Source organism: Streptomyces sp. R11 (assembly GCF_041051905.1).
Classification (GTDB): Bacteria; Actinomycetota; Actinomycetes; order Streptomycetales; family Streptomycetaceae; genus Streptomyces.
In genome coordinates this window covers 3,516,597-3,529,846 of the sequence record NZ_CP163432.1, presented here as the reverse complement: position 1 = coordinate 3,529,846, position 13,250 = coordinate 3,516,597, and the positions used below count along the sequence as shown (strand labels likewise).

At 70.6% G+C, this 13,250-nt stretch carries 15 protein-coding genes; 7 read left to right on the top strand and 8 right to left on the bottom strand.

Going from position 1 to position 13,250, the window contains the following annotated elements:
* Positions 1-36 precede the first annotated feature (36 nt).
* Genes AB5J55_RS16120 through AB5J55_RS16100 form a run of 5 tightly spaced genes read right to left on the bottom strand, consistent with a single transcriptional unit; the run spans position 37 to position 4,246 of the window.
* On the bottom strand, positions 37-996 hold the full coding sequence (locus tag AB5J55_RS16120) for a glycine betaine ABC transporter substrate-binding protein (protein WP_369271345.1): 960 nt from the start codon (positions 994-996) through the stop codon (positions 37-39).
* Complete coding sequence (locus AB5J55_RS16115) at positions 993-1,853, bottom strand: ABC transporter permease (protein WP_369271344.1); 861 nt, start codon at positions 1,851-1,853, stop codon at positions 993-995. Before AB5J55_RS16115 ends, AB5J55_RS16120 begins: the two co-directional genes overlap by 4 nt.
* Positions 1,850-3,100, bottom strand: a complete 1,251-nt coding sequence (locus tag AB5J55_RS16110; RefSeq protein WP_369271343.1) for a betaine/proline/choline family ABC transporter ATP-binding protein — start codon at positions 3,098-3,100, stop codon at positions 1,850-1,852. The genes AB5J55_RS16115 and AB5J55_RS16110 overlap by 4 nt, the downstream gene beginning before the upstream one ends.
* Positions 3,093-3,740 (bottom strand): ABC transporter permease, encoded by a 648-nt coding sequence (locus tag AB5J55_RS16105; protein WP_369271342.1) that lies wholly within the window; start codon positions 3,738-3,740, stop codon positions 3,093-3,095. Before AB5J55_RS16105 ends, AB5J55_RS16110 begins: the two co-directional genes overlap by 8 nt.
* 26 nt (positions 3,741-3,766) lie before the next feature.
* Positions 3,767-4,246 carry an Lrp/AsnC family transcriptional regulator gene (locus AB5J55_RS16100; RefSeq protein ID WP_369276199.1) on the bottom strand — a complete coding sequence of 160 codons (480 nt, stop codon included), beginning with the start codon at positions 4,244-4,246 and terminating at the stop codon, positions 3,767-3,769.
* Positions 4,247-4,383: 137 nt separating this feature from the next.
* Between AB5J55_RS16100 and hppD the strand changes: the two genes are divergently transcribed.
* The 4 genes from hppD (at position 4,384) to nthA (ending at position 6,783) form a co-directional block, all read left to right on the top strand.
* The gene (hppD, locus tag AB5J55_RS16095) at positions 4,384-5,529 is read left to right on the top strand and encodes a 4-hydroxyphenylpyruvate dioxygenase (RefSeq protein WP_369271341.1); all 1,146 of its coding nucleotides are present in this window, start codon (positions 4,384-4,386) and stop codon (positions 5,527-5,529) included.
* A 106-nt stretch (positions 5,530-5,635) separates the two neighbouring features.
* Positions 5,636-5,932: a hypothetical protein gene (locus tag AB5J55_RS16090; protein ID WP_369271340.1), complete on the top strand. Its 297-nt coding sequence runs from the start codon at positions 5,636-5,638 to the stop codon at positions 5,930-5,932.
* The gene (locus AB5J55_RS16085) at positions 5,925-6,212 is read left to right on the top strand and encodes an SH3-like domain-containing protein (RefSeq protein ID WP_369271339.1); all 288 of its coding nucleotides are present in this window, start codon (positions 5,925-5,927) and stop codon (positions 6,210-6,212) included. Before AB5J55_RS16090 ends, AB5J55_RS16085 begins: the two co-directional genes overlap by 8 nt.
* Positions 6,202-6,783, top strand: a complete 582-nt coding sequence (nthA, locus tag AB5J55_RS16080; protein WP_369271338.1) for a nitrile hydratase subunit alpha — start codon at positions 6,202-6,204, stop codon at positions 6,781-6,783. The genes AB5J55_RS16085 and nthA overlap by 11 nt, the downstream gene beginning before the upstream one ends.
* Before the next feature lie 7 nt (positions 6,784-6,790).
* Here nthA and AB5J55_RS16075 read toward each other — a convergent pair whose 3' ends face one another.
* Positions 6,791-8,308, bottom strand: coding sequence for a tetratricopeptide repeat protein (locus AB5J55_RS16075; protein WP_369271337.1), 1,518 nt, complete (start codon positions 8,306-8,308; stop codon positions 6,791-6,793).
* Positions 8,309-8,411: 103 nt separating this feature from the next.
* On the opposite strand from AB5J55_RS16075, the gene AB5J55_RS16070 reads away from it, so the two are divergent.
* Positions 8,412-9,818, top strand: a complete 1,407-nt coding sequence (locus AB5J55_RS16070) for an FAD-binding oxidoreductase (protein WP_369276198.1) — start codon at positions 8,412-8,414, stop codon at positions 9,816-9,818.
* 19 nt (positions 9,819-9,837) lie between these two features.
* Here AB5J55_RS16070 and AB5J55_RS16065 read toward each other — a convergent pair whose 3' ends face one another.
* Entirely contained in the window at positions 9,838-10,251 is a 414-nt protein-coding gene (locus AB5J55_RS16065; RefSeq protein WP_369271336.1) for an SsgA family sporulation/cell division regulator, read from the bottom strand.
* A gap of 263 nt (positions 10,252-10,514) precedes the next feature.
* Between AB5J55_RS16065 and AB5J55_RS16060 the strand changes: the two genes are divergently transcribed.
* A complete protein-coding gene (locus AB5J55_RS16060) occupies positions 10,515-12,035 on the top strand; it encodes an RDD family protein (RefSeq protein WP_369271335.1) in 1,521 nt (506 codons plus the stop codon).
* Positions 12,036-12,125: 90 nt separating this feature from the next.
* Positions 12,126-12,806 (top strand): RDD family protein, encoded by a 681-nt coding sequence (locus AB5J55_RS16055; RefSeq protein ID WP_369271334.1) that lies wholly within the window; start codon positions 12,126-12,128, stop codon positions 12,804-12,806.
* Positions 12,807-12,850: 44 nt separating this feature from the next.
* On the opposite strand, the gene AB5J55_RS16050 is transcribed toward AB5J55_RS16055, so the two are convergent.
* A complete protein-coding gene (locus AB5J55_RS16050) occupies positions 12,851-13,108 on the bottom strand; it encodes a hypothetical protein (protein ID WP_369271333.1) in 258 nt (85 codons plus the stop codon).
* Positions 13,109-13,250: the final 142 nt, after the last annotated feature.

Genomic DNA, 13,250 nt, shown 5'->3' with positions numbered 1-13,250 from the left:
TTTGCAACGAGTTCTTTGGAAGTCGGACCGCAACCCCTACTTCACGAACCCCTCCTCCTTCATCCAGTCCAACGCCACCTGATGCGGATCCTCCCCGTCCACGTCCACCTTCGCGTTCAGGTCCTGCGCCACCGTGTTGTTCAGCTTCTTGGTGATCGGGTCGAGGACGTCGGGGATGGCCGGCCATTTCTTCAGGGTCTTGGTGTTGATCACCGGGGCGGCGTTGTAGTTGGGGAAGAAGTGCTTGTCGTCGTCCATCACCACGAGGTTCATGGACTTGATGCGGCCGTCCGTCGTGTAGACCTCGCCGTACGTGCAGTTCCCCTTCGCGGCCTGGGTGTAGATGATCCCGGTGTCCATCTGGGTGATGTTCTTCGCCGGTACGTTCATGCCGTACGCCTTCTGCATCCCCGGCAGCCCGTCCGCCCGGTTGGCGAACTCGACCTCCACGCACAGCGTCACCGCGGACGGGTCGGACTTGGACAGCGCGGCGACCTCGGAGAGGTCGTTCGTGCGGTACTTCTTGTGGTTCGCCTGGTTCATCGCCAGGGCGTACGTGTTGTCCAGCGCGGACGGCGGGAGCCAGGTCAGCCCGTTCTTCGCGTCCTCCTTGCGCACCGCCTCCCACTGCTCGTGCGGGTCGGTGATGGGCTCGCTGTGCCCCAGGTAGGTGATCCAGGCCGTGCCCGTGTACTCGTACCCGGCGTCGGCGTCGCCCTTGCGCACCGCCTCGCGGCTGCCGATGGATCCCTGGATGCCGGTGCGGTCGAGGACGTCCGCGCCCGCCGCCTCGAAGGCGATGCCCATGATCGCGCCGAGGATGAGCTGCTCGGTGAACGACTTCGACGTCACCGTCAGTTGGGCGCCCTTCAGCGGCTCGCCCTGTCCGATGCTTCCGGGCCGTACGTCGTCGACCATGGGGGAGCCGCTGGTCAGACCGCACCCGGCGGCCGCCACCAGCACCCCGGCCGCGAGCAGGACCGTCCGCCGCCTCATAGGTCCAGCCCCCGTGGCCGCAACAGCACTTCCACCAGCGATGCCAGCCAGTCCACCAGCAGGGCGAGGGCGACCGTGAGGATCGAGCCGAGGACCAGGACCGGCATGCGCTGGTTGGTGATGCCGGCCGTGATCAGCACGCCCAGCCCGCCGCCTCCGCCGAAGACCGCCAGGGTCGCCGTACCGACGTTGAGGACAAGGGCGGTGCGCACGCCCGCCAGGATCAGCGGGACCGCCAGCGGCAACTCCACCCGCGTCAGCACTCCCGTCGCGGACATGCCGATACCGCGCGCCGCCTCCAGCAGGGTCGGGTCGTTCGCCTTGAGGCCGGCGATGGTGTTGGACAGCACGGGCAGGACGGCGTAGGCGATCATGCCGATCAGGGCCGCCTTCCGGCCGATGCCCAGCCAGATCACCAGCAGAGCGAGAAGACCGATCGCGGGGGTCGCCTGGCCCATGTTGGCGAGGGCCATGGCCACCGGTGTCGCCTTCCTGAACGCCCGCCGGGTGAGCAGGATGCCCAACGGGATCGCGATGATCAGCACGAAGAAGGTGGAGATCACCGTGAGTTCGATCTGCTCCCGCAGGGCCTGCGAGACCTGACCGTTCGACAGCGCGTTCTCGGAGACCGGGTCGAGGTCGGCCTGCTGGAACCACAGCCAGGTCGCGAGCAGCAGCACCACCAGCATCGCCGGCACGATGGTGAGCCGCTGCCAACTCAGCTTCCGGGCCGGGCGCTTCGAGGTGACGCGCGAGGGGGCCTCGTCGCTCCCGTCCGGCCCGCTGTTCTCGGGCGCCTCGGCGAACTCGGACGTCTCCGGAACCCGGGACGACCTCGGGGTCTCGGGAGCGCTCACGCCTTGTTCTCCCCTCCGTCGCCCTCCTGCTCGGCGTGCGTGCGCCCGGCCCGGGAACCCTCCAGCTCGTGCTGGGCCTCCAGCGCCTCCAGCCGGTCCGCCTCCAGCAGCTCGTGCACCGAGTTCATCAGCGTCTCCATGTCGACGACGCCTGTGTACTCACCGCGCCGCCCGGTCACCACCACCCGCCCCGCGTTGTCGGTGAGGACCGCCTCCAGGGCGTCCCGCAGCGTGCCGTCCCGCGTCACGGTGTCGGTCACCAGCGTCCCGGCCCGCGCGAGCGAACCCCTGGCCCGCATCAGATCGCCGCGCCGCAGCCACTTGTAGGGCCGGCCCCGCTTGTCGAGCAGCAGGATCTCGTTGGTGCCGCTGGAGCGCAGCCGGTTGAAGATCTCCTGGAGCGGATCGTCGAAGGTCACCGTCGGGTAGTCGGTGATCTCCACGTCCCGCACCCGGGTCAGGTTCAGCCGCTTCAGCGCCGCACCGGCTCCGACGAACCCGGACACGAAGTCGTCGGTGGGGTTGGTGAGGATCGCCTCCGGGGTGTCGAACTGAGCGATGTGCGACTGTTCGCGCAGAACGGCGATACGGTCACCGATCTTGATCGCCTCGTCGAAGTCGTGTGTGACGAAGACGATCGTCTTGTGCAGCTCGTGCTGCAGCCTGATCAGCTCGTCCTGGAGGTGATCACGGGTGATCGGGTCGACCGCGCCGAACGGCTCGTCCATCAGCAGCACCGGCGGATCGGCGGCCAGCGCCCGCGCCACGCCCACGCGCTGCTGCTGCCCGCCGGAGAGCTGGCGCGGATAGCGGCCGTGGAATTCGCCCGGGTCGAGTCCGACGAGGTCGAGCAGCTCCTCGACCCGCGAGCCGATCCGCGTCTTCGACCAGCCGATCATCTTCGGTACGAGTCCGATGTTCTGCGCGACCGTCATGTGCGGGAACAGGCCGGCGGACTGGATGGCGTAACCGACCTTGCGGCGCAGCTTCACCGGGTCGATGTCGGTGACGTCCTCGCCGCCGATGCGGATACGGCCACCGGTCGGCTCGATCAGCCGGTTGATCATCTTGAGCGTCGTGGACTTCCCGCACCCCGAGGGGCCGACGAGAATGACCACCTCGCCCGCCTTGATCTCCATGTTCACGCTGTCCACGGCCGGCTGCGGGCTGCCGGGATAACGCTTGGTCAGGTTCTCCAGCTCGATGGAGGCTCCGTGGTGGCCGCTGTCGGACTCGTGCTCAGACACGGATCCCCCTGGGGATGGTCAGCCGTCCGATCAGGACGTACGCGGCGTCGAACAGCAGCGCCAGGATGATGATCCCGACCGTGCCCGCGAGCACCTGGTTGAGCGCGTTCGCGCTGCCCAGCGAGGCGAGCCCGCGGAAGATCACATTGCCGAGGCCGGGGCCGGAGGCGTACGCCGCGATCGCCGCGATGCCCATCAGCATCTGCGTCGCGACCCGGATCCCGGTCAGGATCGGCGGCCAGGCGAGCGGCAGCTCCACCTTCAGCAGCTGGGTGAGCCGGGACATGCCGATGCCCTGGGCCGCCTCCACCAGGGACGGATCGACGCCGCGCAGCCCGACGATCGAGTTGCGCACGATCGGCAGCAGGCCGTACAGCGTCAGCGTGATCACCGTGGGCGGCACGCCCAGCCCCACGATCGGGATGAGCAGACCGATCATGGCGAGCGACGGAATGGTCAGGATGCCCGCGGTGGTCAGCGTGGCGAAGTTGCCGGCCCACTCGCTGCGGTACGTGGCCACGCCGATCAGCACCCCGAGCAGGGTCGCCACGACCATGCACTGGAAGACGGCGCTGGCGTGCTGGTAGGCGTCGGTGAGCAGCTGCTGGTGGCGGTTGCCCACGTACTCCCAGAAATTCACACGGACTCACCCCACCAGGTCGCGGGCTAGCTGCGCGCCCGGTCCTCCGCCGCCTGCTCCACCAACGGGATGGTCCGTAGGGGAACGGGGTTCTCCATCACGATCGCCGTGGAGGCCCGGACGATCCCATCGAAACCGACAACCCGGTCGATCACACGCTGAAGATCGGCGTTGGAGCGTGCCACCAGGCGGCACAGCATGTCCCCGGTCCCGGTGGTCGTGTGCAGCTCCAGCACCTCCGGCACGGTCGCCAAGTGCGCCCGTACGTCCGCCCCTTGCCCCTGCCGGATCTGCAGCGTCGCGAAGGCGGTGACCGGATATCCGAGTGCCGCCGGATCGACCTCGGGACCGAACCCGCGGATGACTCCGTTCGACTGAAGCCGGTCCAGCCGCGCCTGCACGGTCCCGCGGGCCACCCCCAGCCGCCGGGACATCTCCAGCACCCCGATCCGCGGCTCCCGAGCCAACAGCACGATGATCCGTCCATCCAGATGATCGATCGCCACGACAGCCCGCCTCTTCTCGCCAGTGGTGGTGGTCATCCTGTACAGAAAGCCCGGTAAGACGGGCTCCCTACTGAGCAGATTGCCCAGCTGAGAACCAAACTATTGCGCACCTTGCCGCATGGCACGAGGCTGCGCTTATGACGCAGACCACACACCACACTCCCGACACCGCCCGGCAGGCCGACCCCTTCCCGGTCAAGGGAATGGACGCGGTCGTCTTCGCCGTGGGCAACGCCAAGCAGGCGGCGCACTACTACTCGACCGCGTTCGGCATGCGCCTCGTGGCCTACTCCGGACCGGAGAACGGCAGCCGCGAGACCGCGAGCTACGTGCTGGAGAACGGCTCCGCCCGCTTCGTCCTCACCTCCGTCATCAAGCCCGCCACCACCTGGGGCCACTTCCTCGCCCAGCACGTGGCCGAGCACGGCGACGGCGTCGTCGACCTCGCCATCGAGGTGCCGGACGCGCGGCGGGCGTACGCGTACGCGCTCGAGCACGGCGCCACGTCCGTGACCGAGCCCTACGAGCTGAAGGACGAGCACGGCACCGTCGTCCTGGCAGCCATCGCGACGTACGGCGAGACCCGCCACACCCTCGTCGAGCGCACCGGCTACGACGGCCCGTACCTCCCCGGCTATGTGGCGGCGAGCCCCATGGTCGAGCCGCCCGCCCAGCGCACCTTCCAGGCGATCGACCACTGTGTCGGCAACGTCGAGCTCGGCCGCATGAACGAGTGGGTCGGCTTCTACAACAAGGTCATGGGCTTCACGAACATGAAGGAGTTCGTGGGCGACGACATCGCGACCGAGTACAGCGCGCTGATGTCGAAGGTCGTGGCCGACGGCACGCTCAAGGTCAAGTTCCCGATCAACGAGCCCGCCATCGCCAAGAAGAAGTCCCAGATCGACGAGTACCTGGAGTTCTACGGCGGCGCGGGCGTCCAGCACATCGCGCTCAACACGAACGACATCGTCGAGACGGTACGCACCATGCGCGCGGCCGGGGTTCAGTTCCTCGACACCCCGGACTCGTACTACGACACCCTCGGCGAGTGGGTCGGCGACACCCGCGTCCCCGTCGAGACCCTGCGTGAGCTGAAGATCCTCGCGGACCGCGACGAGGACGGCTATCTGCTGCAGATCTTCACCAAGCCGGTCCAGGACCGCCCGACGGTCTTCTTCGAGATCATCGAACGCCACGGCTCCATGGGCTTCGGCAAGGGCAACTTCAAGGCCCTGTTCGAGGCGATCGAGCGGGAGCAGGCCAAGCGCGGAAACCTCTGACGGCCGGCTGATCCTCTTTCGGCGTGCGGGTTCCACGGGGGGACCCGCACGCCGGGGCGCCTGCCGCCCGCCCGCGCGGTGCCCGAGCGCGCCGTACGCTGAACCCATGGCCAGGATCAACGACGTCGGCGGCGTCGAGGGATTCGGTCCCGTCGACACCACGGACGACTCCGAGCCCTTCCACGCCGACTGGGAGGCGCGCGTCTTCGGGATCTGGAACGCCCTGCGCGCGCAGGAGATCTTCAATCTGAACGAGTTCCGGGACGCGATCGAGTCGATCCCGCCGCGCGATTACCTGGCGGCGTCGTACTACGAACGCTGGTTCATCGCGATCAGCGACCTCCTCGAACGCAAGGGCGTCCTGGAGCCCGGCGAGCTGGATCGGGACGAGCTCGATGGCTGACCGTTTCGCCCCGGGGTCGCGAGTGGTGACGTACCTCCACGACCCGGCCCACCACACCCGCCTGCCCCGCTACGCACGCGGCAAGCGGGGCGTCGTGATCGAGCCGGAGGGGCCCGCCGAACTGGCCGACATCAGCGCGCAGGGGCGTGCGGACGTGCCGGTGGAGCAGGTGTACGCGGTGCGGTTCCAGGCGCGTGACCTGTGGGGCGAGGGCGACCATCACGTCGTACTGGATCTGTGGGAAAGCTACTTGGAAGAGGACCGTGGCGATGAGCGGTGACCACTCCGACGCGACGATCGCCCGCCGGGTGCGGCGCCTGGAGACCCTCCTGGAGGACAAGGGCGTGCTCACGGGCGGGGAACTGGACGAGGCGATCGACGCGTTCCTCGCGGGCGCCTCACCGGCGAGCGGGGCGCGGGTCGTCGCGCGGGCCTGGACCGACGAGGACTTCAAGTCCCGTCTGCTGACGGACGGTACGGCGGCCGTGCGCGAGCTGGGCTTCATGGAGGGCGGCTACCAGCGCCTGCGCGTCGTCGAGAACACGGCGTCGACGCACAACGTCATCGTCTGCACCCTCTGCTCCTGCTACCCCATCCGCCTGCTCGGCCCGTCCCCCAGCTGGTACAAGTCCGAGGCGTACCGCTCCCGCGTGGTCCGCGAACCCCGTGCGGTCCTCGCCGAGTTCGGCCTCGACCTGCCGGCCGACACCCGGATCACGGTGTGGGACTCCAGCGCGGAGACCCGCTACATGGTGCTGCCGCGCCGGCCGGAGGGCACGGAGGGGATCCCGGAGGCGGAACTGGCGGGGCTGGTCAGCCGCAACGCGCTGATCGGCACGGCAGTGCTCTAGGGGCGGGTCACCGCCGCTTCGGCTTGGCGTCCATGTCCGGTACGTCCTCCACCGACGGCTCGCCCAACTCCTCCAACGCCGCCTCGGCCAGCGGCACCCGCGTCGGTGAGAAGTGCGGATTGATCCGCAACGCCTCCTGCAGATGCCGCCGCGCGGCCCCCGGCATCTGCAGTTCCCGCTCGATCATCCCCTGGTGATAGACGTACAGCGCGCTGCGCACCCCACCCCCGCGCTTCTTGTCGTTCGCCAGCCTCGCGAACCTCAGCGCCTCCTTGTCCTGCCCGGACCGGTGCAGCGCCCACCCCAGCGCGTCGGCCACCGCGACCCCCGGCTGCCGCCGCCACTCGGTCCGCAGCCGCTGCACGGCGGACTCCGGGTCTCCGTGATCCGCCTCGAAGTGGCCCAGCACCAGTTCGTCGTCCACCCCGCCGGCCGCGGCCCGTGCCGTCCGCTCCCGCAGCAGGTCGTACTGCACGCGCGCCGCCTGCCCCAGGCCCAGCGACTCGTACAACTCGCCCAGTTCCAGCGCGTACTCGGGGAGCGGCTGCTTGGCGAGGGCGGCCCGGTACGCGTTCAGCGCCTCCGTCGTGCGGCCCAGTGCCGCCAGCGTCCGCCCCTGCCCGGCGAGCGCGGCCCGCTGGTCGGGGTCGAGGCGTACGGCCTCCTTGAAGTGCCGCAGGGCCACGTCCAGGTCGCCGCGTTCCCAGGCGAGTTGCCCGGCCCGTTCGAGATACGCGGCCCGCTCGGCCGGGGCCTGCGCGCCCGCCGCCGCGTCGGACAGCGCCACCGCCGCGTCCTCCCGCCAGCCGCGGTCCCGGTAGACGGCAGCCGCCCGGGCCTGCACCGCCGGGCCGGAGCGCAGCTCCAGCAGCCGGTCCAGCGTCCGCTTGGCCGCCTTGTGGTCACCCAGCCCCGTGTAGGCGTCGATCAGCGGCGGATACGTCGTCCACCGCTTGCGGTCCGTCTTCAGCGCCGCCTCGCCCCAGGTCCGCGCCGCTCCGAAGTCCCGCCGCGCGTTCGCCAGTGTCGCCATGCCGGCCAGCGCCTCGGCATTCGGGTCCCGCACCTTCAGCGACGTACGCAGCGCCTTCTCGGCCTTCGGGTAGTACTCCGGCTCGGCGGTGCGCCGCCCCTGCTCCACGTACGCCGCGCCCAGCACCGCCCACGAACGGGCGTCCTCCGGATGGGCCCGCAGATGCCTCTCCCGCTCGTCGATCAGCACCGCGAGATCGGGCAGCGCGGCCGGCACGCCCGTGGTGACCGCGGCGAGCGCCTGCGCTCCCGGTGCCGGTCCGGGCGCCCGCGTCCCGCCCTGACCCCACGGCAGCAGCACCAGCACCCCGCCGAGCACGGCACACCCCGCCACCGAGGCGATCAGCACCCGCCCCCGGATGCGCGGCCGGCGGGCCGGCGTGCCCGGTCCGTTCTTCGCAGCGTCTTTCGCTGTGTTCTTCGAGGGGTCATTCGATGCGTCATCCGAGGCGTCGGTCCGCGTGGCGCTGTTCCCCGTGGCGCTGTTCTCCATGGCGCTCACTGTGCGTCAAGCCATGCGTCAATACGACGACCACACCCGTTCGAACCCGACCGCCGTACACGGGGTTCACACCGATGGCCCCGAGTGCGACGCTGTGATCATGAGCCGTACCGAAGCCGCACCCGACCAGGCCCGGGGTGACCTCACCGAGCGGCTGCTCGCGGGTCTGCCTGCCGAGGCCGTCCTCACCGACCCCGACGTCACGGCCGCCTACGCCAACGACATGGCCAGCTTCTGCCCGGCCGGCGCCCCAGCCGTCGTCGTCCTGCCGCGGACCGTCGAAGAGGTCCAGCACGTCATGCGCACCGCCACCGCCCTGCGCGTCCCTGTCGTCCCGCAGGGCGCCCGCACGGGCCTGTCGGGCGGGGCCAACGCCTCCGACGGCTGCATCGTGCTGTCCCTGACCAAGATGGACCGCATCCTGGAGATCAACCCCGTCGACCGCATCGCCGTCGTCGAGCCCGGCGTCATCAACGCCGCCCTCTCGCGCGCGGTGGGCGAACACGGCCTGTACTACCCGCCGGACCCCTCCAGCTGGGAGATGTGCACGATCGGCGGCAACATCGGCACGGCCTCCGGCGGCCTGTGCTGCGTGAAGTACGGGGTGACCGCCGAGTACGTGCTCGGCCTGGAGGTCGTCCTCGCCGACGGGCGGCTGATGTCCACGGGCCGCCGTACCGCCAAGGGCGTCGCGGGATACGACCTGACCCGCCTCTTCGTCGGCTCCGAGGGCTCGCTCGGCATCGTCGTACGGGCCGTCCTGGCGCTGCGGCCGCAGCCGCCGCAGCAGCTGGTCCTCGCCGCCGAGTTCGCGTCGGCGGCGGCCGCCTGTGACGCGGTGTGCCGGATCATGGCCGGCGGGCATGTGCCGTCGCTGCTGGAGATCATGGACCGTACGACGGTCAAGGCCGTCAACGACCTCGCGCACATGGGGCTGCCGGAGACGACCGAGGCCCTGCTCCTGGCCGCCTTCGACACCCCGGACCCCGCCTCCGACCTCGCCGCCGTGGGCGCCCTGTGCGAGGCCGCCGGCGCCACCCAGGTGGTCCCGGCGGACGACGCGGCCGAGTCCGAACTCCTCCTCCAGGCACGGCGGTTGTCCCTCACCGCGCTGGAGGCGGTGCGCGGCGTGACGATGATCGACGACGTGTGCGTGCCCCGCTCGCGGCTCGGCGACCTGATCGAGGGTGTCGAGCGGATCGCCGAGAAGCACCAGCTCACCATCGGGGTCGTCGCCCACGCCGGGGACGGCAACACCCACCCGACCGTGTGCTTCGACGCGACCGACCCCGACGAGTCCCGGCGCGCCCGCGAGTCCTTCGACGAGATCATGGCCCTCGGCCTGGAACTCGGCGGCACGATCACCGGCGAGCACGGCGTGGGAGTCCTGAAGAAGGAGTGGCTGGCGCGCGAGATCGGTCCCGTCGGGATCGAGATGCAGCGGGGCATCAAGCAGGTCTTCGACCCGCTGGACCTCCTGAACCCGGGCAAGCTGTTCTGATACGTCCGTCGGGCACTGCTCACTGGGCGAGCAGCTGGTCGAGCGCGTCGTCGATCCCCAGCTGCCCGCCTTCAGTCCCCGGGGGCACCACCCGCAAGGTCCGCTCCAGCCAGGCCGACACCTGCGCCGCGGGTGCCTCCAGCAGCGCGTCCCCGTCCGGCGAGCTCAGCGCCATCAGCACCACACTGCGGCCCTCGACCTTCGTCGGCCACACCCGCACGTCCCCGTGCCCGCACGGCCGGAACACCCCCTCCACGAGCAGTTCGCGGGAGAAGGTCCAGTGCACCGGGTGCTCGGAGTTGATGTGGAAGGCGATGTGGACGGCGAACGGATCGTCGCTGTGATAGCTCAACAGCGCCGGCACGCAGACGCTGCGCTCGGGCGACAGGATGAGCCTGAGCTCCAGCTCACGCTCGACGACGGTGTGCTCCATGGCGTGCGTTCCTCTCTCGTGACGCGTACGGCCCTCTGCGGGCGGGCCCGTACGAGTGGAGAGGGGGGCGAGGGGTGGACCATTACGCGGGTTCACAGAACTTTTTCCCGGCCCAGCTCCCACGGCCGTACCGCACATGTGAAGCAGGTGTACGAGGTTGCCCGGAAAGGGGTGGGTCCTACGGGACTGGCGGTGGTTGTTGCGCCGGTCTGATAGATGTGGAGGCCCCTATTTGACCCACGAGCAGATACCGGACGACGGACATGAGCGCCCCAACCCCGGCCCCGGGTGACGACAGGCCCCGCGAAGGGTATTACCCGGACCCGTCCATTCCTGGATATGTCCGGTACTGGAACGGCGCCTCCTGGGTGCCGGGCACCAGCCGTCCGGCACCGACGGACGGCGAATCGCTCGCACCTCCGCCGGGCGCGAACCCCGACGTGCCCTCGGCCGGTTCGGTCGAGGAGACCGGCCCGCACTTCTTCGACGAGGAGCCGGTGCAGGGGCCCTCGCCTGCCGACGCCCAGCACGGCAGCCGGCCCGAGCCGGCGTCCGCGTGGGGCGCCGACCCGGCCCACCAGGCCGGCTTCGGCGGCGAGCAGGACCACCGCGTCTCCTGGGGCAACCCGCAGGAGCCCGACCCGAGGGACCCGCGCGCGGCGGCGGCCACGGGCGGCACCGCCCGCACGGACGGCGCCGCCCCGATCCCGCCCGCCGAGCCGGACGCGCCCGCCGGGGGCGTCGCCTCCAATGACACGTTCATGATGCGCAGGCCCGTGGCGGAGTCCGGCGCCCCCGCCCCCGTCGACGGCACCATGGCCATCCGCGCGGTGTCCCCGCGCACGGGGCAGCAGGGCAGGGCGGCCGGGGCGCAGTCCGGAAGCACGGGCGCGTCCGCCGGTTCGGGCGCCGCACGTCCGGACGTTGACCGCCCCTCCGCGGCCGGCGCCCCGCAGGGCCCCGGCTTCGGCGCCGGGAAGGCCGCCGCCGAACGGGCCGCAGTGGCCCAGGGACAGGCTCAGACGGCCGCCGGGGCCGCGGCTGCCGCCCAGGCCGCCACCGGCGCCCCCGCGGCCTTCTCCGGCCCGCAGCAGGCCTCCCCGAGCATCCCCCAGCAGTCCGGCGGATCGCAGCCGGCGGCGGCCGCGTCCGGCACGCCCTTGACGTCGGGCTCCGGCGGCGGCCAGTCCTCCTGGGCGCAGCAGGTGCACCGGCTCGCCGGCCCCGGCGACGACCAGCCGGTCGCCCCGTGGAAGCCGCCGACCCTGGACCCGTTCCAGGCGGCCGCCATGCGTCAGGCCGCCGCCCGCCCCGCGGGCCTCGGCAAGCGGCTGGCCGCCCGGCTGCTGGACACCGTCGTGCTGGCCGCCGTCACCGCCGTGGCCGCCGTGCCGCTCGGCACCAAGGCCCTCGACCACGTCAACGAAAAGATCGACGCCGCCAAGCTCTCCGGCGAGACGGTCACCGTCTGGCTCCTGGACGGCACGACCTCGGCGTATCTCGGCGTCATCCTGGCCGTGCTGCTCCTGTTCGGCGTGGTCTACGAGGTCCTGCCCACCGCCAAGTGGGGTCGCACGCTGGGCAAGAAGCTGCTCGGGCTGGAGGTGCGGGACATCGAGGCCCACGAACCCCCGGTGTTCGGCGCGGCCCTGCGCCGTTGGCTCGTCTACAGCATCCCCGGCCTGCTCGTCGTCGGCGTCGTCGGCGTCCTGTGGTGCCTGTTCGACCGGCCCTGGCACCAGTGCTGGCACGACAAGGCGGCGCGTACGTTCGTTGCGGGCTGACCGCATACGGCAAACGGCCCGGAAGATTCCGTACCCCCGGACGGCCCCGCGCCGGATGCGGAGCCGCCCGGTTCGCGATCGACTCGGGCCATGAGCAGCGAACCGCCTCCCGGCCCCGGTCAGCAGCCCCCGGAAGACGATCCGTTCAAGAAGCAGCCCCCGCCGGACGGGGGCTCGGGTTCGCCGTACGGTGATCAGCCACCGTATGGCGGCCAGCCTCCGCCTCCCCCCGGCGGCCAGCCCCCGCCCCCCTACGGCGGCGGCGGCCCGTACGGAGGCGACCCCTATGGCGGCGGCGGTCAGCCCGCCGACCCGCTCGCAGGGATGCCGCCGCTCGCCGACAGCGGCAAGCGCACGCTGGCCCGCATCATCGACATGATCCTGGTGGGCGTCGTCGTCTGGCTGCTCACGTGGGGATTCGGCGTCACCGAGTACGACGTGGACACCGACAAGGTCGAGTACGGCAAGTCGTTCCTGCAGTCACTGGTCGCCGCCGTGCTCTTCATCGGCTACGACACCTACCTGACCGCCAGAACGGGGCAGACGCTCGGCAAGAAGCTGCTCAACATGCGGGTGGCCAACCTCGACAACGGGGCCACGCCGTCCGTGCAGACCTCGCTGATCCGTGCGGCGGTGCTGTGGATCCCGTTCGCGTTCTGCTGCGCCTGCATCTGGACCCTGATCTGCGGTGGCTGGAGCTACTTCGACCGGCCCTACAAGCAGGGCCTGCACGACAAGTCGGCGAAGACTGTGGTGGTCAGCACCAGCTGACGTCGGCGCCGGCGACCGGAGTCGGTGCCGACGGCCGGCGTACGTCAGGACTGGGTCAGGACAGGCTCCTCAGCCTGCTCCCGTTCAGTGCGGGCGGGCTTGCGCACAACCACCACGCGGGGCCTCTTGGGCATGGGCACCGTCATGGCGACCAGCAGCCCGAGCAGAAGCGCCGATACGGCGATGACCGCGATCCCCACGCCCGAACTGGTCTGTGACAGCAGCAGCATGGCGAGCGTCGAAAAGATCACGGTGCACGAGCCGTAGGCGAGCTGTGCGGCAGTCGGACGAGGCATGATCATCGTGTCCTCGGAATCAGGGGTGCACGGGGGTCTCGGCCTGGCTTTCCGCCGACGTCCGGGCGTTCCGCCATCCGACTCTAACGGCGTGCATGCCCGAGTGGAACAAACCGTAAGCGTGACCTGACCAACAGTGCCGGTGCAC